The organism is Kribbella deserti, from assembly GCF_042434725.1.
Taxonomy (GTDB): domain Bacteria; phylum Actinomycetota; class Actinomycetes; order Propionibacteriales; family Kribbellaceae; genus Kribbella; species Kribbella deserti.
Map to the genome: position 1 here is coordinate 381,128 of NZ_JBHLTC010000001.1, position 21,473 is coordinate 402,600.

The window sequence follows — 21,473 nt, forward strand, 5'->3', positions numbered from 1 at the left end:
GGGCCATGAGCGACGTAGAACGGATCGTCATCGTCGGGGCCAGTCTGGCCGGAGCCAAGGCGGCGGAGACCTTACGGAGCGAGGGCTTCGCCGGTGAGGTGGTGCTGATCGGCACCGAGCCGGAACTGCCGTATGAGCGCCCACCGCTGTCCAAGGACGTCCTGCTCGGCAAGAAGGAACCCGTCACCGCCCAGGTCCACGACCAGCAGTGGTACGACGACAACAACGTCGACCTTCGCCTCGGAACCACCGTCTCGGCCATCGACCCCGCGGGTCATACCGTGACGCTGCCGGACGGCTCCACCCTTGGGTATGACCGCCTCCTGCTCGCGACCGGCAGCCGCGTCCGCAAGCTCGACGTACCAGGGGCCGATCTCGGCGGCATCCGCTATCTCCGTACGGCGGCGGAATCCGCTTCGCTGCTCGAGGCGCTCGCGGTGAAGCCCCGGGTGGTCGTCGTCGGCGCGGGCTGGATCGGCCTGGAGGTCGCCGCCGCCGCGAGGGAGCACGGCTGCGACGTGACGGTGGTCGAGCCGCAGAAGACGGCACTCGCCGGGGTCCTCGGCGAACAGGTCGGCGGCTACTACATGGACCTGCACAAGCGCCACGGTGTCGTCTTCGAGTTCGAGACCGGCGTTGAGGGCTTCACCGGCGCCGACGGCCGGGTCAACGGCGTGCAGACGGCCAAGGGCGTCGTACCGGCTGATCTCGTCGTAGTCGGCGTAGGCGTCCAGCCGAACGTAGAACTCGCCCAGGCCGCTGGGATCGAGGTAGCCACTCCAGACAACGGCGGCGGCATCGTCACCGGGGCGGACCTCAAGACCTCGGCCCCCGACGTGTACGCCGCAGGTGACGTCGTGCGCTGGAGCCACCCGTCGCTGGGCCGGCCGATCCGCGTCGAGCACTGGTCAAACGCGAAGGACAGTGGTGCCGTCGCCGCAAAGGCCATGTTCGGCCGGGAGGTCTCGCACGACTCCGTGCCGTACTTCTTCACCGACATGTACGACCTCGGCATGGAGTACGTCGGCGACGTACCGCGAGGGGCGTCGTACCACGTGGTGGTCCGCGGTGAGCCCGCCACCAACGAGTACCAGGCCTTCTGGCTGGATGACGCCGACCACGTGCTCGCGGCGATGCACGTCAACGTCTGGGACTCCACCGACGCCTTGCGCAAGCTCGTCGCCTCCGACGCACCGGTGGATCCGGCGAAGCTTGCGGACCCGTCGATCAGCCTCGACGAGCTGTAACCCCAGCCCTGGGACGGTGCGCCGCGACGGCTCAAGTGGGCCGTTGCGGCGTCCGGCGTACCTGGCGCTTCGGTCTGACCGTAGACTCGCGACGTGGCAGGCCGGATCAAGGAAGAGGACATCGCGCTGGTTCGCGAGCGTGCTCGGATCGACGACATCGTCGGGTCCTACGTGACCTTGAAGAACGCCGGCGGCGGCTCGCTGAAGGGCTTGTGCCCGTTCCACGACGAGAAGTCGCCCTCGTTCAACGTCACCCCGGCCCGGGGCTTCTTCTACTGCTTCGGGTGTCAGGAGGGTGGAGACGTGATCGACTTCATCCAGAAGATCGACCAGATCACGTTCCATGAGGCCGTCGAAACGCTCGCCGCCAAGGTCGGCGTGCAACTGCGCTACGACGAGTCCGGCGGGCCGATGCCCAAACGCGAGGCCAACCAGCGCCCCCGGCTCGTGCTCGCGCACAAGATGGCGGCCGAGTTCTACGTGGAGCAACTCTTCGGTGCCGCCGAGGCCCAGCCCGGCCGGCAGTTCCTGAAGGAGCGCGGGTTCGACCGTGACGCGGCGGTTCTCTTCGGCGTCGGTTTTGCCCCTCGCAGCGGCGACGCCGTCTTGAAGCACCTACGCGGTCGCGGCTTCAGCAACGAGGAACTGGTCGCGTCCGGCCTCTGCGCGCAGAACCAGCGCGGTCCGTACGACCGGTTCCGCGGCCGCCTGCTCTGGCCGATCCGGGATGCTGGCGGCGACGTGATCGGATTCGGCGCGCGGCGGTTGTTCGACGACGACAAGATCGAAGCGAAGTACCTCAACACACCCGAGACGGCGATCTACAAGAAGTCCAAGGTCTTGTACGGCGTCGACCTGGCCCGGCGGGAGATCGCCAAGGGCCGGCAGGCCGTCGTGGTCGAGGGCTACACCGACGTGATGGCGTGTCACCTGGCGGGCGTGCAGACCGCCGTCGCCACCTGCGGTACGTCGTTCGGCGAGGACCACGCGCGGGTCTTGCGCCAGTTGTTGCTGGACAACGACCAGTTCCGCGGCGAGGTCATCTTCACCTTCGACGGCGATGGCGCCGGCCAGCGAGCCGCGCTCAAGGCGTTCGGGGGAGACCAGGCCTTCGCGGCTCAGACGTATGTCGCGGTCGAACCCGACGGGATGGACCCGTGCGACCTGCGCCTGCAGAAGGGCGACGCGGCCGTGCGCGAGCTGATCGGCCGGCGCGTTCCGCTGTACCGCTTTGTGCTCGGCAATGTGCTGTCGAAGTACGACCTCGACCGGGCCGACGGCCGCGTGGACGCCCTGCGCGAGGCGGCTCAGTTGGTCGTCAGCGTGCGGGACCGGTCCAAGGTCGACGGCTTCGTCCGCGAACTGGCAGGGCATCTCGGGCTTGAGGTCGAGCAAGTCCGCTCGGAGGTACACCGAGCCGCGAGCCGCCCGCCGCAGCGCGAGCCCGAGCACCAGCAGCGCGCCGGGGTCCAGGCCCAGACCGAGGCGCCGCCGCGTCGTCCCGACGTACCGAGCCCACGCGATCCGCGGTTCATGATCGAGTGGGACGTGCTGAAGATGGTCATGCAGTACCCGCACCTCGTTCACGGCAAGTTCGGCGAGCTGGACGACGAGGACTTCACGCATCCGTGGCTGGCGTCCGTCCGTGCCGCGATGGCGAAAGCCGGTGGCCCCGAGAACGCCCAGCCCGGCGAGGCCTGGGTGGTCGCGGTCCGCGAGGCGATGGGCGAGGACCCAGCCGTCGCCGTGATCAGCGCCCTCGCGGTCGAACCGTTGCGCCTGGACCGCGACCCCGACGAGCGCTTCGCCGAAGCCCACCTGGCCCGGCTGCAGGAACTCACCTGCATGCGCCGCATCACCGAACTGAAGTCCAAACTCCAGCGCACCAACCCCATCGAACGAGTAGACGAGTACAACCGCATGTTCGGCGAACTCATCGCCCTCGAAAGCCACCGAGCCCACCTCCGCGAACGCGCCATCAGCACTTCCTGACCACCAGCGGCCGGGTTTCATCGCCGGTTCGTTGCTTGGCGGTCGCCGGTCCCGCGCGTGCCCATCGCCGGTTCGTTGCTATTCGTCGTCGGGCTGTTAATCCTGTTGCCCGGCTTGCGGGGGCGCGGCAACACTGAGGCCTATGACCACGCCAGACGACTTCAACCAGACCGCCACGTCCGGAACCGCTACGCCGGGACCTGCCGCGTCTGGATCCGCCGCGTCTGGATCCGTTGCGGGTGGAACGGCTCGGCGGAGCGAGGCGTCGTTCGAGGAGTTGCTGGCCGAGGGTGACGCGGTACCGACCGAGGGGTGGGACTTCTCCTGGTTTGCCGGACGCGCGACCGAGCAGCGCCCGAGCTGGGGCTATGCCCGGCTGCTGGGTGAACGCATGGCCAAGGCATCCGCCGCGCTCGACCTGCAGACCGGCGGCGGTGAGGTACTCGCGAGCATCCCGGCCGCCCCCGCACGCCTGGTCGCGACCGAGTCCTGGCCGCCGAACCTGTCAGTCGCTCGCCGCAACCTCGCACCGCTTGGCGGCACCGTCGTCGAGGTGGCGGACCACGACGAGCTGCCGTTCGAGGCGGAGTCCTTCGACCTGGTCGTCAGCCGTCATCCGACCGTGGTGATCTGGCCGGAGATCGCGCGCGTACTACGCCCAGGCGGCACCTATCTGTCACAGCAGGTCGGCGCCGGCACGGTACGCGAGCTGACCGACTTCATGATGGGACCTCAGCCGGTGAGCCAGAACCGGGCGCACGACCGCGCGGTCGCCGACGCGGAGGCCGTGGGCCTGTCCGTGGCCGAGTTGCGCGCCGAATCGTTGCCTATGGAGTTTTTCGATATCGCTGCAGTTGTGCACTTCCTTCGCAAGGTGATCTGGATCGTGCCGGGCTTCACGGTCGAGCAGTACCGCGATCGCCTGGCGGAGCTGGATCGGTTGATCCGCGCCGAGGGCTCGTTCGCCGCCACGAGCGAGCGTTTCCTGATCGAAGCACAAAAGCCGGCCTGACGCCGGAGGTTATCCACAGGCAGGTGGACGCTCGCTCGCAAGTTGTCCACCGATCCAAAATCGCCGGTCCAACCCAGGCCATTTCGAGGCACTCTCCCTAGGAGACAAACTCGGGGACTGGGAGGGTCCGATGGCGCTGCCACTTGATTGCGAACCGGCCGACGTTGATGCCCTGGTGACATATCTGCGCGGGATCGGCCGCCAGGAGGTGCTCACCAGCGAGGAGGTCGAGGATCTCTCTTTCTGGGTGGAAGCGGGCCTGCTCGCCGCCGAGCGGATAGCCGACGGCGACACCACGCCAGAGCTGCCGTCGATCGTCGTGACGGGTCTCGGCGCCCGCGATCGGTTGATCGAGGGCAACCTGCGCCTGGTCGTCTCCGTCGCGAAGAAGTACGTCGGCCAAGGCATGTCGCCGCTCGACCTGATCCAGGAGGGCAACGTCGGCCTGATGCGCGCCGTCGAGCGGTACGACTACCGCCGCGGCTATCGCTTCTCCACCTATGCGATCTGGTGGATCCGCCAAGCGATCGGCCGGGCCATCGCCGATCGCTCGCGCCTGGTCCGGATGCCCGCGCAGGCCTGCATGGACTCCGCCCGGGTGACAGCGATCCGGCGCGAGCTGACCCAGAGCCTCGGCCGCGAACCGACCAAGGCCGAACTGGCCGACGCCGCCTCACTCAGCCTGGCCAGGGTGGAGCGGGCTTTCGCCTGGCGGCTGAAACCGGAGTCCCTCGACGCGGCGGACCTCGATCAGCCGGTGGACGACGAACGCCTTGTCGCCCTGGCTGGTATTCGCCGCGACGTCGGCCACCAACTCGCGTTTCTCGACGAACGCGCCCAAGCCGTGCTCGCCCTTCGCTTCGGCCTCGCGGGCTCCGGCCAGTTCACGCTGCAGGAAACCGCCGAGGCCCTACGACTCAACCTGACGGAGGTGAAACGCATTGAAACCGCAGCTCTCCGCGACCTCAAACGCCGCTGCCCCGACTCCCTCCGCCACTACGCCGCCTAACCGTTGGCAACCACCCGCCACCCCCACACCACCCGAGCACCACCCACCCGCAACCACGCCACGCGACCGCCAACGTCCACCCGCAAGCACGCTGCCCGACCGCCGATGGTCGTGGGAGCGGGCGGTGGCAACTGGCTGGTGGTGGGTGGTGGCGCGTGCCTCACTAGACCACGGCCGGGGCCTAGTTGCGGGTGCCATAGACGTGTTCGAGAGCGAGTTGGTCGAGGCGTTCGAAGGCCATGCCGCGGGTTGCGGCGGCTTCCGGATCGAAGTCCTCGGCGCGCAAGGTCGCGACCGTTTCGCCCGCGTCCAGGGTCGGCTGAGCGAGTTGATCCAGCCGGGCAGCCAGCAACGCCTGCTGTACTTCGGGATCCGCGCGGAACGCCCGGACCTTGTTCCGCAAGATCAGGTAGTTGCGCATGCAGCCCTCGGCCGATGCCCACACGCCGTCCATGTCCTCGGTGCGCGGCGGCTTGAAGTCGAAGTGCCGCGGCCCTTCGTAGCCGCCGTTCTCCAAAACGTCGACCGTCCAGAAGGCCCCACGGACATTGCCCGCGCCGAACCGAAGGTCCTGGTCGAACCGAGGCCCGGTCTGCCCGTTGAGGTCGGCGTGGAACAACTTGCCGTGCCACAAGGCCTGCGCGATGCCGTGCGCGTAGTTGAGCCCGGCCATTTCCTCGTGGCCGATCTCGGGGTTCAGCCCAACGCGTTCGGAGTGCTCCAGCTCTTCGATGAAGGCCAGGGCGTGACCGATCGTGGGCAACAGGATGTCGCCGCGCGGCTCGTTCGGCTTGGGCTCGATCGCGAACCGGACGTCATAGCCCTGTTCGATCGCGTAGGACCCCAGGATGTCGAAGGCCTCCTTGTAGCGATCAAGCGCGGCCCGGACATCCTTGGCCGCGCCGGACTCCGCGCCTTCGCGACCACCCCACGCCACGAAGGTCTCGGCGCCCAGTTCGGCGGCCAGGTCCAGCTGGTCGGCGGTCTTGCGGATCGCGAACCGGCGTACGTCGCGATCGTTGTTGGTGAAACCGCCGTCGCGAAAGACCGGATGCGAGAACAGGTTCGTGGTCACCATCGGTACGGCGAGCCCGGTCTCGTCCAGCGCAGCGCGGAACGGCTTCAAGTGGGCATCGCGCTCCGCGGCCGTGCTCTCGAACGGGAAGACGTCATTGTCGTGGAAGGTGATGCCGTAGGCGCCGAGGTCGCTCAGTTTGCGTACCGCCTCGGCCGGTTCCAGCACCGGGCGTACCGCTCCGCCGAACACGTCGACGCCTTGCCAGCCGACCGTCCACAAGCCGAAGGAGAACTTGTCTTCCCGGGTGGGGGTGATGTCGGCATCCGTCATGGTGGTCCTCATCTCTTGTCGTACCAAAGGTGTTACCGAGTGCGGGCCCAGCCGCCCTGCCGAGGCCCGCGGCGATTGCCGGCCTCGGCTCCAGGACGGCAAGGCGTGCCGTGCGTTGAAGGGTCAGCGGCTGAATCCGGCGGTGAGCCCGCTCAACAGCTGGCGCCGCCCGATCGCGTACAGGATCACGATGGGCAAGGTGGTGAGCACGACCGACGCGAGTACCGCGGGCACGTTCACGCTGTACTGCCCCTGGAAGGTCCACAACGCGAGCGGCAGCGTTCGCTTGTCGGGGCTCTGCGTCAGGATCAACGGCAGCAGGAATCCGTTCCAGACGCCAAGACCGTTGTAAATGCTGACCGTCACCAGCGCGGGCCTGGTCAGCGGCAAGGCGAGACCGCGCAGCATTCCCCACTCGCTCGCGCCGTCGACGCGCATGGACTCGAAGAGTTCCTTCGGCACGTCCCGAATGAAGTTCGTGAGCACCAGGATCGACAGTGGGATCGAGAAGGCGATCGAGGGCAGAATGATCGCGAGCAGACTGTCGTACATCTTCATCCGGATGATCAGCAGATAGACCGGAATGATCGTCGCCTGCAGCGGAATCGCCAACCCCATCAGGAACAACCCGTTGACGCCGGCGAGGAAGCGGCTACCCGCACCGCGCACGATCGCGTATGCCGCCATGAAAGAGATCGCGACCGCGGGCAGGATGGTGCCGATAGTAACGATCACGCTGTTCAGGAAGTACCGCGGGAAGTCCGACCTGATCACGAGGCCGTAGTTGGCCACGGTTGGGTCGGTCGGCAAGGCGAAGGGGTTCTGGGTGAAGTACGCGCCCTGGTCCTTGAAACTCGTAATCACGATCCAGTAGAGCGGGATCAACACGATCACGAGCCAGATCCAGCCAGCGGTGCCGCCGAGCCAGTTCAGCCGGAGCAGCCGCCGGGCGCGGGAGGATCCACCGCGCACGGCCGGCGCGGCCACGTTGCTGGTCACCACCGCCATGTCAGGCCCCTTCCTGCTGGCTTGCCGTCGTACTGCCGCCAAGCCTTCTCAGCAACAACGCCAAGGCAAGTCCGAGCAGTACGAGCAGGACCGCGATCACGCTGGCGGGACCCATCAGGTTGGCCTGGAATCCGCGCTTGTACATGTCGAGCGCGAGCACCCGGGTCGCGTCGCCGGGACCGCCCGCGGTCAGGACGAAGATCAGATCGAAGAAGGTCAGCGAGCCCACCACCATCAGCGTGGAGGAGGTGATGATCGTGTACTTCAGCTGAGGCACGGTGATGCTGAAGAACTGGCGGATCCGGCCGGCGCCGTCGATGGATGCCGCCTCGTACATGGTGGCTGGAATCTGCCGGACGCCACCTTGATAGATGAGCGAGTGAAAGGGAATGAACTGCCATGACACAACGAAGATGACCACGCCGAGGGCGAGGTTGCTGTTGCCGAGCCAGTCCTGAGTCAGAAAGCCGATCTTCAGTCCGGCGCCGAGCCCGAAGTTCGGGTCCAGCAAGGCCTTGTAGGTGATGGCGATCGCCGCGGAGCTGAGCAGCAAGGGGATGAAGTAGAGCACCGCCAGTAACGCGCGATAGCGCTGGCGGCCCGCGAGGAACACCCCGAGCAACAGGCTCAACGGCGTCTGCACCAGCCAGGACAGGATCATCACCTCGAACGTCACCAGGACCGTATGCGGTAGGCCCGGGTCGTTGAGCACGGTGCGCCAGTTCGACAGCCCGGCCAGGCTGATCGGGCCGAGGCCGTCCCACTGGGCGAAGCTGAGCAGCAATACCCCGAGCAGCGGTACGACGCCGAAGACCACGAAGATCAGCAGCGCCGGGATCACCATCCAGGCCACCGGGCCGCTCCGCCCGGCGCGCGAGGGAGCGGTCCGCCCAACGACCTGCGCATCGGGCGGAGCGGCCACGGTCACTTGCCGATCACCGCGTTCATGTTGTCCGCGAACTGCTGCGGCGAGATGGACAGCTGGAACAGCTTGGCGATGTTGTCGAGCAGTGTCTCCGCCGCGGTCGGGCTGAGGGCCTGGTCCCAGGACTGGCCGAAGTTCTTCGCCTTGCTCGAGGTGTCGTACACGAAGCTGAGCCAGGCGGCGTCGTTCTTGTCCGCGACGGCCTTGAGCTTCGCCTCGGTGCCCTTCACCACCGGCACGCTGCCGGAGGCGATCCAGGCGTCGACCGAGGCGGCGTCGAGCGTTGAGGTGGCCAGGAACTTCTTGGCGACCTCCTTCTCCTGCTCGGTGGCCTTGGACGAGATCGAGAGGTACTGCCCGGGGTTGCCGACGGTGCTGCTCGGATCGCCCTTGCCGCCGTCGACCGGCGGGAAGTTCATGTAGCCGAGGTGTCCGCCCGTGACGAAGTCGCCGCCGTCGGCCTTCATGCCGCCGTAGGTCCAGGCGCCGTGCAGCATCATCGCGGCCTTGCCGGTGTAGAGCAGTGCCTGGTCGGCGTTCGAGTCGGCGGTGATGGAGGAGAAGCCCTTGATGAAGCCGTTGGCCTTGATCAGCTTCTGCATCTCCTCGAGGGCCTTCAGCGAGGAGGGATCGGACCACGCGTTCGGCTTGCCGTCGAAGATGTTCTGGAAGACCTCTTCGCCACCGATCCGGTCAAAGAGGAACTCCAGCCACATCATGTTGGTCCAGCGGGACTGGCCACCGAGCGAGAACGGCGCGATGCCCTTCTCGTTGAACTTCGGCACCAGGTCCATGATGTCGCCCCACGACTGCGGCGGCTGCACGCCGACGCTGTCGAACACCTTCTTGTTCCAGTACAGAACGATCGGGGTGGTGGTCTCGACCGGCATCGCGTAGATCTTGCCGTTCACGGTCGCCGCGCCGAAGGCCGACGGGAAGATCTGGTTCTTGAGCTCGGCGTTCTGGCCGAACCAGTCGGTAAGGTCCTCGACCTGGTTCGCGTCGACGTAGCTCTTCAGGCCGCCGCCGCCCCAGCCCCAGATCAGCGTCGGGCCCTGACCCGCGCCGATCGCGGTCTTGATCTTCTGCTTGTAGGCGTCGTTCTGGAACTGGGTGGTCTTGATCGGGGTGGCGGAATTCGCCTCGTTGAACCGTTTGACCTGGGCTTCGCGAATGGCCTGCTGAGGCTGGCCGGTGAGGAACCAGTAGGTGGCTCCGCCGGTGCCCGCCCCGGTGGAGGAGCCGCCGGAACTCTGTGGGCCGGAGGTGCCGCAAGCGGCGAGCCCGGCAGCGACCGCGCCGCCGGCGGTCAAGCGGAGGAAAGTGCGCCGGGATGTCGTGATGGGATCCACCGTGATCTCCGTACTCCGTGGCCGTGGACCACTCCACGGCGTGTGGGTTATCAGGTGCGATGACCGTCGGCGCGACCTTGAGCCGCGCGAGCCGACTGCTCCACGAGGTAGCGGAAGCACCTGTCGGTCGAAACTGTGTTTCGTAACGTAGGTTTCGGAGATGACGCTGTCAAGGTCTTGAAGTCCCAGCTTTGCTGGGGGAGAGTGACTCGGCAGATTCACCTATTTACGAGGGAATCTAGCGAGCGAAGGCAGATCGACTGTCATTGAAGACAGTAGTCGCAATCTTCGAAACTTTTCGATACTTCGCATCAACACTGGCTGAGTAGCAGGGAGAATTTCGTGACGAGCTCTAACGCGGCGACCGGTCCCGACGAGCGGCCTTTGTGGCAGACCTCGCTCTCGGCCGAGAAGCGGGCCGAGCTCCTGCTGCAGGCGATGACGCTCGATGAGAAGGTCGCGCAGCTCGGCAGCCGGTGGGCGGGCAACGACATGGCCGACGTCGAGCGGCCCACCGAGGAGCAGATCAACGTCGCTCCGATGCAGGACGTCTTCGCGGCCGGCGGCACGATCCCGCTGGACGAGGCGAGCCGCAACGGCCTGGGCCACCTCACCCGGGTCTGGGGCAGCGTCCCGCTCACGGTCGACGAGGGCGTCGCGGAGATCATCCGCCAGCACGAGGTGGTCCTGGCCGGTTCCCGCCTCGGCATCCCGGCGCTCGTGCACGAGGAATGCCTGACCGGTTTCACCACCTACGGGGCCACGGTCTACCCGACGGCGCTGGCGTGGGGCGCGACGTTCGACCCGGCGTTGGTGGAGCGAATGGCCGCCGCGATCGGAAGCGACATGGCCGCACTCGGCGTACACCAAGGCCTTTCGCCGGTGCTCGACGTCGTACGTGACTATCGCTGGGGCCGCGTGGAGGAGACGATCGGCGAAGACCCGTACCTGGTGGGCCTGCTCGGTTCGGCGTACGTGCGCGGTCTGCAGAGCGCCGGCGTGATCGCCACTCTGAAACATTTCGCCGGGTACTCCGCCTCCCGGGCGGCTCGGAACCACGGCCCGGTGTCAATGGGCCGCCGCGAGTTGCTCGACGTCATCCTGCCGACGTTCGAGATGGCGATCGCGACGGCCGGCGCGGGCTCGGTGATGAGCTCGTACTCCGATATCGACGGCCTGCCGGCGAGCGCCGATCCGTGGCTGTTCACGGAGTTGCTCCGCGACGCCTGGGGCTTCACCGGCACGGTGGTTTCGGACTACTGGGCGGTCCCGTTCCTCGCGACGATGCACCGCGTGGCCGAGGATGTCGACGCCGCGGGCGCCCTCGCGCTCACCGCCGGGACGGACGTCGAACTCCCGGACACGCTCGGCTTCGGCTCGGGCCTGGTCGAACGAGTGAAGTCGGGCCAACTGTCAGAGGACCTGGTCGACCGTGCCGCCCGGCGTCTACTCGTACAGAAGGCGCAACTAGGTCTGCTGGACCCGGACTGGACTCCAAAAGGCTCAGTCCGCAAGGAGACGGTGGATCTCGATTCCCCGGCTAACCGGGCTCTTGCCCGGGAGGTGGCCGAGAAGTCGATCGTCTTGCTGGACGCCGGTTCGGCCCTACCGCTGCTCGGGGAGAACCGTCCCGCGCTGCAGCGGGTAGCAGTCGTTGGACCGTGCTCGGGCGATCCCCGCACGCTCATGGGGTGCTACGCGTTCCCCAACCACGTGTTGCCGCGTTACCCCGACCGTGGTCTCGGGATCGAGGTGCAGAGCGCGGTGGACGCCTTGCGCGACGAACTCGGAAATATCGAGCTCGTACACGAACCAGGCTGTTCAGTGCTGGGAGACGACCGTTCCGGGATCGCCGCGGCTGTCGAGGCGGCTCGCAGCGCTGACGTTTGTGTCGCCTATGTCGGCGACTTGTCCGGCCTGTTCGGGCACGGCTCGTCGGGAGAGGGCTGCGACGCCGAAGACCTCCGCCTGCCCGGCGTACAACACGAACTGCTGAACCAGCTTCTAGATACTGGAACGCCGGTAGTCGTCGTAGTGGTCTCCGGCCGGCCGTACGCGCTCGGCGACTTCGCGGAACGTGCCGCGGGTCTGGTGCAGGCGTTCATCCCAGGTCAAGAGGGCGGTACGGCGATTGCTGGGGTCCTCAGCGGCAGGGTTGTGCCCGGCGGCAAGCTGCCCGTGCAGATTCCGCGCCACGTTGGGGGACAACCCGGCACGTACCTGCAACCACCTCTCGGCAGTGTGGAGAGCGCCGGCATCAGCGGCCTGGACGCCGTACCGCTGTTCCCGTTCGGATTCGGCGCGTCGTACACCAGCTTTGAGGTGGAGAACCTGCGGATGAGCGCAGGGGAGATCCCGACTGACGGGGAGTTCACGGCAACCGTTCGGGTTCGCAACACCGGGGCCAGGGCGGGGGACGAGGTCGTTCAGTTGTACCTGCACGACGTGGTGGCCCAGGTCGCGCGGCCGTTGAAGCTGCTGATCGGGTTCGCGCGGGTGTCGCTGGAGCCCGGCGCCGGAGTGGACGTCACTTTCCAGGTCCACGCGGATCGCACCGCCTACACCGCGGCGGACCTGCGCCGGATTGTCGAACCGGGCGACATCGAGGTGCTCGCCGGTACGTCCTCGATGGATCTGCCGTGCCGGAGCACCGTGCGAATCGTGGGAGATGTGCGTCTGGTGGGACACGATCGTACGATGGTGACCCCTGTTGACCTGACGCCGATCGCCGGCGACGCCCTCAGGACAGGAGGAGAAGCGTGAGGAGGTTCCGCCCGTGAGCGGCCGCATCACTTTGGCCACCGTCGCGACCTCCGCAGGCGTCTCCGTCGCCACCGTCTCCAAGGTGCTCAACGGCCGTAGCGACGTGTCGCCGACGACCCGGGCCAGGGTCCAGGAGATCCTGCGCCAGCACGACTACGTCGGGCGACGGCCCGAACCGGTCGATCGGGCGACGGTCGAGCTGTTCTACCAGGGCTTCTTGAACAGCTACTCGATCGAAGTGATCCAGGGCGTACTCGAAGCGGGCAACGCCGCCGGGGTCGACGTCGTGCTGAGCTCGCGCCCGCACCGGCACCAGCCGCGTAATACCGGTAGGGCTGCGCAGTGGATCCGCGAGCTGACCGCGACCGGCCGGCGTGCCGCGATCGGCATCACCAGCGATCTGACCGCGGCAGACCTGGCCGCGCTTTCGCGAGCCCGCCTGCCGCTGGTCGTAGTGGACCCGCTCAACATCGCCCAGCCGGATATCACCAGCGTCGGCTCGACCAACTTCGCGGGCGGAATGGCCGCCACCCAGTACCTGCTCTCGCTCGGCCACCGCCGGATCGCCTATCTCGGCGGACCACCGACCTCGGGCTGCAACCAGGCCCGGATGAACGGCTTCCGCGGAGCGATGGAGGCGGCCGGTGCGCCCGTACCCAAGGAGTACGTCTGGCTGCGGGAGTTCCTGTACGACGACGGCCTCGCGGGTGGTGCGGCGCTACTGGATCTACCAGAACCGCCTACCGCGATTTTCGCTGGTAGCGACGAGGTGGCCCTCGGGGCGATGGAGGCGGCCCGGGCGCGCGGTCTTCGCGTACCGGAGGACCTGAGCGTGGTGGGCTTCGACGACACTCAGGTGGCTCGTCTGGCTTCACCCCAGCTCACGACCGTGCGGCAGCCCCTGCAGGAGATGGGCGCCGTCGCACTGCGTACCGCCCTGCAGTTGGCGGCAGGGGAGAAGGTCGACTCCCACCACGTCGAGCTGGCCACCCGCCTCATAGTCCGTGACTCCGCCGCGAACCCTGCAACGCCTTGATCAACTAGAGAGGACTTCCCATGCCGGAGACCACCGAAGGCCGGTTTGCGAACGGCCTGGAGTTCCTCCGGCTGGGCAAAGGGCCAGTTCTAGTGATGTCGCCGGGCCTCGGGCCGTCCAACGAGCTTCCTACCGGTCTCAGCCGCCACGCATCCTTGGCGTCGGCTCAACCGTTCGCCCAGCACTTCACCGTGTATGTGCTGCAGCGCCGCGTCGGAATGCCCAAGACCTGGGAGCTGCGGGATATAGCTACTGACTACGCAAGTGCCATCGAAGAGCTCAGCGAACCGGTTTTGCTGCACGGAGCCTCTACTGGCGGTTCTGTGGCGCTGCAGGTTGCCGCGGACAACCCCCAGCTTGTACGGCGCATGGTGATCGCGTCAGCCGCCTGCAGCCTCTCGGACCGTGGCCGGTACATCCAGGTGGAATTCGCGCGCCTAGTGGCTGAAGGCGACATACGAGGCGCCTACGCGTATCTCGCCGGGGTGCTCGCGCCCGGGGCTCTACGGCGGCCTGTAGGCGGTATGGGCTGGTTGCTCGGCCGAGCCGTCTCCGGGGTAGACCACGGCGACATGCTCACCACTGTGTCGGCCGAGGACCGCTTCGACGCCGAGCCGTACCTGTCGAATGTGACCGCTCCAACCCTCGTACTCGGTGGAGCGAAGGATCCGCTGTATACGCGCAATCTGTTCGAACGTACCGCTGCAGGCGTCACCGATGGCCGAGCCGTCATCTACGAAGGCAAGGGCCACCTCTACCCAAGCGGCGGCAAAGCCTCGACGCTCGCCGCCGGCTTCCTCCTGGGCTAAGGCCCTTGTTAGACGCCTGCGATCATGGCTAGGTGCTGAAACTCCGCCGTACTCCAGTGCCGCCCGAGCTCACCACCGCGGTCAAGCTGGCCGCAGAAGCCGACGGCGTGGGCAAGGAGAGCATCCTGTCCGCGATCCAGCTTCCCGACGGCCGCTGGCTCGCGGGCGGCCGCTCCGCCCTTTACCTGCCGTCGGCCCCTGCCGCCGACTCGGACGGAGCCAGCCCGTTGTACGACGTACGGAGGATCGGCTGGGAGAAAATCGAGCGGGCCGAGTGGGACTCGGAGCAGTCGATTCTGCACGTCTGGGAGACCACCGCCTTCGGTACGCCGCTGGCCGGAACGCACCTCCCGGTCGAGGACCTCGGCAAGTTCGGCCAGCTCCTGCGCGAACGGGTCAGCGCGAGCATCGTCATCCAGCGCCACTACCCGATCACCGGCAAGAAGGGCCTCCGCGTCGTCGGCCGCCGCAATCCGGCTGACACCACGGCCGAAGTGTCCTGGAATTTCGTTCTGGACAAGGGCATCGAGCCCACCAGGCCCGGTCTGATCGACGCCGCGGAAGGCGCGCTCAAGGGTCTCCGCGACGAACTCGGGCTCTGACCCGCAACCGATGCCGAGGGCACCTGCCTGGCCCTCCCGACCCCTTCGCAGGGGCGACGGGAAACCCGATTTTGAGGGGCGGCCCAGGCCTGTTAACCTAATCCAGCCTTCGGGAAATCGGGAGGCGAGCGCGATCCCGCGTAGCTCAATTGGCAGAGCAGCCGGCTGTTAACCGGCAGGTTACTGGTTCGAGTCCAGTCGCGGGAGCAAGAACAGCCTCACCACCGAAGGCCGGTCCCCACCAGGGAACCGGCCTCTCGTCATCTCCCAGACTTTCCTACGCCCAGCCCGCCGCGAATGCCTCCTACGGCGCCCAGTCCTCCGCTCCTGAGTCCTGCGGCGCGTGAGGGCGCCTACTGCGCCTGGGGGTGCTGATTCCCCAGGCGCCGCTCAGCGACAGCCTGATCAGCGACCTTCCTTACGCTTGTCGATCGCCCGCTGAATCCGGTGCTGCGGCTGCCCGGTCAACTTCGCCAGCAACGGCACCCGGAACTTCCACGCGGCGACGCTACCAACAATGAGCACGATCAGGATGAACCAGAACATCGCTGTCCCCTTCGATAGACCTACCCCCATCATCTCGCGCCCCACCCCCTTCCCCGCCCAGGCACATCCCTGACCACCCCCTGATTTCCCACGCCACCCCGCGCGCTTCGCCCCAACGTGCAGACCGCCCGCGCCCACGCCGCCCCGCCGCGGTCCGACCCGCCCAACCACCTGGGGCGCCGTGTTCACCCACCGACCGGATACGATCTCCCGGCGAAACGTCCTCAACGAGGCCGTTCCGGGGCGGTAGCTCAGCCGGTTAGAGCAGGGGACTCATAATCCCTGGGTCGTGGGTTCGAGTCCCACCCGCCCCACCGAAGAAGCCCCTGACCTGCAATGATGCAAGTCAGGGGCACCTGGCCACAGCTCCAGTTACCAACTCCGTGACCAGTTTCGCGATTTGGGCCCCCTAGAGTCTGCTCACGACTGCTTCGGTGCGAAGTAGTCGACCAGCATCTCGGTGGTCCAGGTGGCCTGGCGAACGTCGCCCCGTGGGCCGAACTCTGCGAACCAGGGCTTGATGTCGAGGATCGGTGTCCCGTCGACGGCGTCGAGGTCCTCAACGTGAAGATCGAGTCCGTCGACCTTGAGCAGCTTGCAGCGAGAGACGCCGAGCCAGTTGATGCGTCGCATGTTGCGGTGCCCGAAGATGCCAACCGAGGGCCAGTCTGGGTTATCGCGAGGCCGACGTGAGCCGAGGTTCAGGTCGCTCTGGTCGGTGAGATGGAAGTGAAAAACGACTTCGAGGTGCGAGAAGTCTTCGAGACCTTCGGTCGCCGCTGCCGTGAAGCGGTCGCTGTCGATCCGGATGATGGCTTGCGTGCCACCCCAGTAGTCGTCAGTCGGTTCGGTGCGTCCGCCGACGACGGTTGCGACGGGCTCGACGGAGAACGATTCGGAGGTCATCTGTGTCCCTGTGGGTGAGTTATCGGGCGACGGTGGCGAGGTATCGGGCAGCGCGCTGGTCCAGTTCATTGACCGTGCGGATGCCTTTGGCGCGATAATTCGAGAGGCCAGAGCGCATGTCGCGTACGGCTTGCAGCGCGCGACCCGAGTGGATGCCGTCCATCACGTTCAGGGCTTCCGACCAGGTACCGCAGGCCTCGTCGATTGCGCCGGACTTGGCCTGCACGGCACCGAGATAGCCGAGGGTGACAGCGTGGGTGCGGGTGAAGGTTGCGGCCTTCCGCGTCCGAACGCTCCTACGGAACTCCTTGATTGATCCTTGAACATCGCCGAGATCGCGAAGCGTGCAGGCTGTCTCGTGCGCCAGGCTTGCTTCACCGAAGAAGAAGACCCTGCCGGGCTCGTCGTCATCTGGCGTGGCGGACCGCAGGTCATCCTCAGCGCGCAGAAGCGCCCGCGCGGCCTGAGACTTTTGACCGTCCGCTGCCAATGCTCTGGCATGGACTACGCCGAGCAGCGCCCTTTCCCGGGGGCTGGCTTCCTGGTAGCGGCTGCCCGCGATCGAGGCCTCTGCGACGTGAACGGCTTCGCGATGATGGCCTAAGTCGACTGCTTGGTGAGCCATGGCGCGCAGGATGTGGCCGGCGAGCGCCGGGTCGCGGGCTTCGGCTGCAAGTTTTGCTCCGACTGTGAAGTACCGCTGCGCGATGGCATGTTCGCTGTTGTCGAATGCCATCCAGCCGACCAGGTAGGCAAGTTCGCCAGCCGTAGAGAACATGCCGCGACGGATCGTTTCATCGGTGTAGGTCCCGTTGAGGTAACTAGCAACGTCGGACGCCAGATACTGCACGACGGCTGCCTTGGCGTGCCCGCCACCCCGCCGTTGATCGATTCGAGTGAAGAGCTGGACGGTCTCCCTGACCGCCTCCAGATCACCTGACCCGACGATCCGGCTACCTGCATTGGATGCCTTTGTCAGAGGTGCCTGGCCCCACCAGGCCTCTCCTGGCACAGCAAGGGCAGCGACGGAATAGCCAGCGGCTCGCAGAATCGATCTGCGCTCGACATCCAAGGTGCCTCTCCCGAGATCGACCAACGTCGAAAGCGTATCCGCATTCCAATCGATACCTGGCGGCGTCGACGACGCTGTGAGGCCAATCTCATCAGGCGTAACGGTTCGGCGCAGCTGACGAGTGAGGGCCTCGGCCAGTATCGCCGGAGCTAAGCCGGACGGCGTGTAGCCAGCGATCCACTTCGAGACGTGCGATCGGCCGATGCTCGCGAACTCGGTTGCCCCACGCTCGTAAGCGACCCGTCCGAAGGCGATTGCAACCTGCGCATGCGTCCAGTTGGCCTCCTCGATCAAGGCGGCCAGCTTGACGTTGCGCTGTCGCTCCCTTGCCACGGTCATCCTCCCCAGCACCAAAACAGGTGCGGCCGTTCACCACTTTCACCACACCCACTGCCCTAAGCCGATGCCAACTCACCGTAGCGGATGGTTCGCTCGATGTGTCGAGAAGCGGTGGGCCGCTGGCCCTTCACAATCACGAGGACGGAGGCGAATTTGAAAATGATTACCGCAGAACGGGCGGGCAGTGACATGGCTTCACGAATCCGCACGAGGCACCACGTCCGTGTCTGGTTCGGCGAGAACGTCGTCGCTCAGAAGGTCTGCTCCACTCCAGCGGCGGCAGAGCGGTACGAGGCCGGGATGCGCCAGCGGTACCAGTCACTGCGGGTAACAAACGAGCTGGTTCAGAAATCGGTGAGTACGAGCTGACCAGGACGGCGCTTGCCCCGCCCTCTTTGTGTACAGCCCAAGATCACGGACCACCTATCGATCGGGGGGATCTCATGGGACAGAAGACGCTTCATTGCTACTACCGGCAGCACTTCATGATGACCGCGAAAGAACGAGCGGCTGTGCTCACGATGTTCACCGAGTTCGCCGAGATGCATGGGCTTGAGCTGGGCGGGATCTTCAGCGACTCGGTTGAGACCGGCTCGATCGGGCTGGAAGCGCTTCGGGCGGCGCTAGAGCTGGACGATGTTCGTCTGGTCGCCGTGCCGTCGCTGCTGCACCTGGACCCGCTCGGCGATCCGGACCGCGTGGTGGCGGAGTTCACCGACGCCGGTGTCGCGATTGCTGTTGCTGATCCGTCTTTTGACCAGGGGCTGGCGCGATCGATCGCCTGCGACTCCTCATCGCAGAGTCGGCCCCTTTCCCGGAGTCCCGGTGCGCTGCTCACCACCTTGAGGCAGCGCGTCGGGACTCCCATCAAAGCCCGCGAGCGGACGCGTAGCCGACGTACTGCGTCCCGCTCGTCGATCCACTCCGAGAGCCTCATGCGCGGTTCTCGGTTGGCTCCGCTGCCCTCGGAGGCGCCTGCTCGGGGGCAGCGTGAGCCGGGTGGGGTCCCATGAGCGGCAGGTGGCCGATGCGGTCACTGGCAACGCGGGGCGGCGTCACGCCGTGCTGCGCCGGCCGCCTGCTTGAGTGCCTCGGTACCGACCGACCACCCTCGTTGCGCGGCGCCGAGGCACTCCCTGATCCGGCGCGTGGGCGTACTGCCCGAGGTCTGCGCCCACGCGCCGTTCCACCTCCGAGGGACCGCAACGCCCTCGGCAGGACGTCCCGCTGCCTCGATGCTGGCCCACCGGAGCGGGGCAGCGGGACACCAACCACGGACTCCGAGGTCTACCCAACCTCGGACGTGGACACAGCTGGCCGCTGGGCGAGCAGCGCCATGCCGTGGCCCGTACTGACAGGGCGGTCCTTCACTTGTCACAGCTATGTCGTCCTGTCGGTATTGGGTTTGGCGGGCCCGCGCGGAAGTTGTGCGTTGCCCTTCGTCCTTGGGGTGCGGCGGGAGCAAGCAACACCGTTCCAGTTGTCACTGCGATTAGAGAAGAGAGACTCGGTCATGGGGGAAGTCACGAGGCTGAAGCCGTTAGTCCTTGGCTACGCGCTACTTACACCTACTGGGGGCGAAGCGGAACGGATCGCGGTCGAGGCTCAACTTTCGGCCTTCGCTGCGAGGTCGAGCCTGATGCTCGGTGTCACCTACTTCGACCGGCGAGCCACTGCCACGGCAGGCTTCTCAAACCTCGTGGCCGCGATCACCAGGTACCGGGCGGCGGGCGTTGTAGTGCCAGCACTCGGTGACCTTGGTGAGCGAGTCGATCAGCGGATCGCCCAGTTGGAAGACGACCTTAGTGTCGTCATCCATGTGGCTGACGCGATCTCTCCCGTAATTGCCGCGACTAGGTCGCGGCCATGAACGGCGGGCGGATGTGAGGTCGCTGCGCCTGACGCCGACGGCACACCACGCTTGCGCGTGGTGCAGGCGCCGGTCGCTGCGCCCGTATTCGTCCGCGCCTAGACCGGGAAGCCCTGGCGGTTCAGCCCTCACTCAGGTGGACATCGCCTCACAACGACAGATCGCTAGGGCTTCCCGCTCAGATGCTCCCGCCCCTTGGGCGTCCTACACCAAGTGAACTGGAAAGGAATCCCCTATGTCCGAGCATGTTTCTGCGATGCCTACGACCATTCGTAGCGGCGAGCAGCCGGGCGTTTCGCCGGTCGCCGGTGAAATTTTGAGTCACTACACGGAGCGGTGGGACGAGTCTCAACGGCTGAGCAGCACGCTCAAGGGCAACCTGGAGCGTGCACGTTTGCATGACTACCTGGCGCAGCACCTACCGGCTACGCCTGCTCGAGTTGCTGATATCGGTGGTGGCCCTGGCGTGCACGCACGGTGGATGCAGGACCAGGGCTACAGCGTCGCTCTGCTCGACCCGGTGCAGCGCCACATCGACCAAGCGAAGGCCGCTGGTGTTCCGGCAGTGATCGGCGACGCGCGCCGCCTGCCATGGGAGAACGAGACCTTCGATGCCGCGTTACTGGCCGGACCGATGTACCACCTGGTCGAGGCGACCGACCGACGGCTTGCTCTTCGTGAGGCCGTCCGTGTTCTTAAGCCAGGCGGTGTCCTCGCGGTTATAGCGATCAACCGGGCCGCCAATCTAATTGGTGCTGCGCTCGCCAACACGCTCCTACAGCGCGGCGAGATCGTTGAGGGAATCCTCAAGACGGGGTTCAGCGGTGCGAACGAGCGAATGGCACACACGTTTTACCACAGCTTGCCTCAGCTACGGACCGAGCTGAACGGTGTGGGTCTTACCCGGGTCACCGTCCACGGCCTGACCGGACCCGGCGGCTGGCTCACGGTCGCGCTGGACGCGCATTTCAAAGGAAGCGAGTTGCCGGCAACGCTGACTGAGACTGACCCACTCACGACTGCGCTGGAGTGCGCGCGGATCGCGGATGAGTATCCGGAGTTGGTGCCGGCGAGTTCGTTGTTCCTCGCGATCGGATCACGTGAGTGAGTGACTGATGAATCGGTACGTACGTTGGCTGGCGAGGCGAGCGCGCCAGAAACGTGAAGAGGCGATTCGCTACGCCGAGCACGGCTGGCCGGTCTCGCCGTTGGCAGTACCGCGGGACGGACGATGCCCTTGCAGAACTGGTTCCTGCGTGGAGCCGCACCCGGTCACTGATCTGGCCTCGACAGATCCGGTTGAGGTTGGCGCGACCTGGCGTGAGCACGGCTGGGATATCGCGCTGGTGACCGCGTGGTTCGACGTCGTTGACGTTCCTGCCTCGCTCGGTGCGGTGTTGCACCAGCAGATCAGAACGACATGCCCTACAGCGATGGCGCCACGTGGACGGCGATGGCACTTCTACCTGGAGTGTGGATCGCTGCGGTATGAGTTGGTGGCAGCCAGTGGCGGTGTTCTACATTCCGGAAGCAGCGGGTGGATCGCAGCTCCTGGAACCCGGATCGAGACCACCGGGCAGAGTCGGTGGCTGGTTCAGCCGTATCAGACGCACTGGCAGCCACATCGACGGATGGAC

The 21,473-nt window shown here is 66.3% G+C and carries 18 protein-coding genes, 2 tRNA genes and 1 pseudogene; 13 read left to right on the plus strand and 8 right to left on the minus strand.

Annotation, left to right across the window (positions count from 1 at the left end; translation table 11 throughout):
- Positions 1-5: 5 nt before the first annotated feature.
- From ACFFGN_RS01755 to ACFFGN_RS01770, 4 genes are all read left to right on the plus strand, one after another.
- Positions 6-1,247, plus strand: coding sequence for an NAD(P)/FAD-dependent oxidoreductase (locus ACFFGN_RS01755; RefSeq protein ID WP_380043444.1), 1,242 nt, complete (start codon positions 6-8; stop codon positions 1,245-1,247).
- 93 nt (positions 1,248-1,340) lie between these two features.
- Positions 1,341-3,239, plus strand: a complete 1,899-nt coding sequence (gene dnaG, locus ACFFGN_RS01760) for a DNA primase (protein ID WP_380043445.1) — start codon at positions 1,341-1,343, stop codon at positions 3,237-3,239.
- Positions 3,240-3,381: 142 nt separating this feature from the next.
- Positions 3,382-4,251 (plus strand): class I SAM-dependent methyltransferase, encoded by an 870-nt coding sequence (locus ACFFGN_RS01765; protein ID WP_380043446.1) that lies wholly within the window; start codon positions 3,382-3,384, stop codon positions 4,249-4,251.
- Positions 4,252-4,381: 130 nt separating this feature from the next.
- Positions 4,382-5,260 carry a sigma-70 family RNA polymerase sigma factor gene (locus tag ACFFGN_RS01770; protein WP_380043447.1) on the plus strand — a complete coding sequence of 293 codons (879 nt, stop codon included), beginning with the start codon at positions 4,382-4,384 and terminating at the stop codon, positions 5,258-5,260.
- Positions 5,261-5,441: 181 nt separating this feature from the next.
- Here the strand turns inward: ACFFGN_RS01770 and xylA are convergent, their stop codons facing one another.
- From xylA to ACFFGN_RS01790, 4 genes are all read right to left on the minus strand, one after another.
- Positions 5,442-6,608, minus strand: coding sequence for a xylose isomerase (xylA, locus tag ACFFGN_RS01775; RefSeq protein WP_380043448.1), 1,167 nt, complete (start codon positions 6,606-6,608; stop codon positions 5,442-5,444).
- A gap of 123 nt (positions 6,609-6,731) precedes the next feature.
- The gene (locus tag ACFFGN_RS01780) at positions 6,732-7,616 is read right to left on the minus strand and encodes a carbohydrate ABC transporter permease (RefSeq protein ID WP_380043449.1); all 885 of its coding nucleotides are present in this window, start codon (positions 7,614-7,616) and stop codon (positions 6,732-6,734) included.
- A gap of 1 nt (position 7,617) precedes the next feature.
- Entirely contained in the window at positions 7,618-8,460 is an 843-nt protein-coding gene (locus ACFFGN_RS01785) for a carbohydrate ABC transporter permease (RefSeq protein ID WP_380043653.1), read from the minus strand.
- Between the two features lie 80 nt (positions 8,461-8,540).
- Positions 8,541-9,893 (minus strand): extracellular solute-binding protein, encoded by a 1,353-nt coding sequence (locus tag ACFFGN_RS01790; RefSeq protein ID WP_380043450.1) that lies wholly within the window; start codon positions 9,891-9,893, stop codon positions 8,541-8,543.
- A gap of 342 nt (positions 9,894-10,235) precedes the next feature.
- Between ACFFGN_RS01790 and ACFFGN_RS01795 the strand changes: the two genes are divergently transcribed.
- The 5 genes from ACFFGN_RS01795 to ACFFGN_RS01815 all read left to right on the plus strand — a co-directional run bounded on the left by ACFFGN_RS01795 (position 10,236) and on the right by ACFFGN_RS01815 (position 15,310).
- Positions 10,236-12,656: a glycoside hydrolase family 3 N-terminal domain-containing protein gene (locus ACFFGN_RS01795; protein ID WP_380043451.1), complete on the plus strand. Its 2,421-nt coding sequence runs from the start codon at positions 10,236-10,238 to the stop codon at positions 12,654-12,656.
- Positions 12,657-12,669: 13 nt separating this feature from the next.
- Positions 12,670-13,692 carry a LacI family DNA-binding transcriptional regulator gene (locus ACFFGN_RS01800; RefSeq protein WP_380043452.1) on the plus strand — a complete coding sequence of 341 codons (1,023 nt, stop codon included), beginning with the start codon at positions 12,670-12,672 and terminating at the stop codon, positions 13,690-13,692.
- Positions 13,693-13,712: 20 nt separating this feature from the next.
- A complete protein-coding gene (locus tag ACFFGN_RS01805) occupies positions 13,713-14,501 on the plus strand; it encodes an alpha/beta fold hydrolase (RefSeq protein ID WP_380043453.1) in 789 nt (262 codons plus the stop codon).
- Between the two features lie 32 nt (positions 14,502-14,533).
- Positions 14,534-15,103, plus strand: a complete 570-nt coding sequence (locus ACFFGN_RS01810) for a hypothetical protein (RefSeq protein WP_380043454.1) — start codon at positions 14,534-14,536, stop codon at positions 15,101-15,103.
- 134 nt (positions 15,104-15,237) lie between these two features.
- Positions 15,238-15,310 (plus strand) — tRNA-Asn (locus ACFFGN_RS01815).
- Positions 15,311-15,508: 198 nt separating this feature from the next.
- Here ACFFGN_RS01815 and ACFFGN_RS01820 read toward each other — a convergent pair.
- Positions 15,509-15,649 (minus strand): hypothetical protein, encoded by a 141-nt coding sequence (locus tag ACFFGN_RS01820; protein ID WP_380043456.1) that lies wholly within the window; start codon positions 15,647-15,649, stop codon positions 15,509-15,511.
- Positions 15,650-15,889: 240 nt separating this feature from the next.
- On the opposite strand from ACFFGN_RS01820, the gene ACFFGN_RS01825 reads away from it, so the two are divergent.
- Positions 15,890-15,963, plus strand: a tRNA-Ile gene (locus ACFFGN_RS01825).
- A 106-nt stretch (positions 15,964-16,069) separates the two neighbouring features.
- On the opposite strand, the gene ACFFGN_RS01830 is transcribed toward ACFFGN_RS01825, so the two are convergent.
- Both ACFFGN_RS01830 and ACFFGN_RS01835 read right to left on the minus strand, forming a co-directional pair.
- A complete protein-coding gene (locus ACFFGN_RS01830) occupies positions 16,070-16,624 on the minus strand; it encodes an SAM-dependent methyltransferase (RefSeq protein WP_380043457.1) in 555 nt (184 codons plus the stop codon).
- Entirely contained in the window at positions 16,575-17,966 is a 1,392-nt protein-coding gene (locus ACFFGN_RS01835; protein WP_380043458.1) for an NsdA family TPR-like regulatory protein, read from the minus strand. The genes ACFFGN_RS01830 and ACFFGN_RS01835 overlap by 50 nt, the downstream gene beginning before the upstream one ends.
- A gap of 521 nt (positions 17,967-18,487) precedes the next feature.
- On the opposite strand from ACFFGN_RS01835, the gene ACFFGN_RS01840 reads away from it, so the two are divergent.
- A complete protein-coding gene (locus ACFFGN_RS01840; RefSeq protein ID WP_380043459.1) occupies positions 18,488-18,979 on the plus strand; it encodes a hypothetical protein in 492 nt (163 codons plus the stop codon).
- Between the two features lie 677 nt (positions 18,980-19,656).
- On the opposite strand, the gene ACFFGN_RS01845 is transcribed toward ACFFGN_RS01840, so the two are convergent.
- Positions 19,657-19,785, minus strand: coding sequence for a hypothetical protein (locus tag ACFFGN_RS01845; protein WP_380043460.1), 129 nt, complete (start codon positions 19,783-19,785; stop codon positions 19,657-19,659).
- 286 nt (positions 19,786-20,071) lie between these two features.
- On the opposite strand from ACFFGN_RS01845, the gene ACFFGN_RS01850 reads away from it, so the two are divergent.
- Complete coding sequence (locus ACFFGN_RS01850; RefSeq protein ID WP_380043462.1) at positions 20,072-20,944, plus strand: class I SAM-dependent methyltransferase; 873 nt, start codon at positions 20,072-20,074, stop codon at positions 20,942-20,944.
- A 7-nt stretch (positions 20,945-20,951) separates the two neighbouring features.
- Positions 20,952-21,425, plus strand: a pseudogene (locus ACFFGN_RS01855) (bifunctional DNA primase/polymerase); the annotation flags it as partial.
- Between the last annotated feature and the right edge of the window lie 48 nt (positions 21,426-21,473).

What these genes read in the sequence shown, in the direction of transcription:
- ACFFGN_RS01830 (WP_380043457.1), bottom strand. Translation starts at nt 16,624, where the DNA reads ATGAACTGGACCAGCGCGCTGCCCGATACCTCGCCACCGTCGCCCGAT.
- ACFFGN_RS01820 (WP_380043456.1), bottom strand. Translation starts at nt 15,649, where the DNA reads ATGTTCTGGTTCATCCTGATCGTGCTCATTGTTGGTAGCGTCGCCGCG.
- ACFFGN_RS01845 (WP_380043460.1), bottom strand. Translation starts at nt 19,785, where the DNA reads ATGGATGACGACACTAAGGTCGTCTTCCAACTGGGCGATCCGCTGATC.
- ACFFGN_RS01770 (WP_380043447.1), top strand. Translation starts at nt 4,382, where the DNA reads ATGGCGCTGCCACTTGATTGCGAACCGGCCGACGTTGATGCCCTGGTG.
- ACFFGN_RS01765 (WP_380043446.1), top strand. Translation starts at nt 3,382, where the DNA reads ATGACCACGCCAGACGACTTCAACCAGACCGCCACGTCCGGAACCGCT.
- ACFFGN_RS01835 (WP_380043458.1), bottom strand. Translation starts at nt 17,966, where the DNA reads ATGACCGTGGCAAGGGAGCGACAGCGCAACGTCAAGCTGGCCGCCTTG.
- ACFFGN_RS01850 (WP_380043462.1), top strand. Translation starts at nt 20,072, where the DNA reads ATGTCCGAGCATGTTTCTGCGATGCCTACGACCATTCGTAGCGGCGAG.
- xylA (WP_380043448.1), bottom strand. Translation starts at nt 6,608, where the DNA reads ATGACGGATGCCGACATCACCCCCACCCGGGAAGACAAGTTCTCCTTC.
- ACFFGN_RS01805 (WP_380043453.1), top strand. Translation starts at nt 13,713, where the DNA reads ATGCCGGAGACCACCGAAGGCCGGTTTGCGAACGGCCTGGAGTTCCTC.
- ACFFGN_RS01755 (WP_380043444.1), top strand. Translation starts at nt 6, where the DNA reads ATGAGCGACGTAGAACGGATCGTCATCGTCGGGGCCAGTCTGGCCGGA.
- ACFFGN_RS01840 (WP_380043459.1), top strand. Translation starts at nt 18,488, where the DNA reads ATGTTCACCGAGTTCGCCGAGATGCATGGGCTTGAGCTGGGCGGGATC.
- ACFFGN_RS01785 (WP_380043653.1), bottom strand. Translation starts at nt 8,460, where the DNA reads ATGGTGATCCCGGCGCTGCTGATCTTCGTGGTCTTCGGCGTCGTACCG.
- ACFFGN_RS01780 (WP_380043449.1), bottom strand. Translation starts at nt 7,616, where the DNA reads ATGGCGGTGGTGACCAGCAACGTGGCCGCGCCGGCCGTGCGCGGTGGA.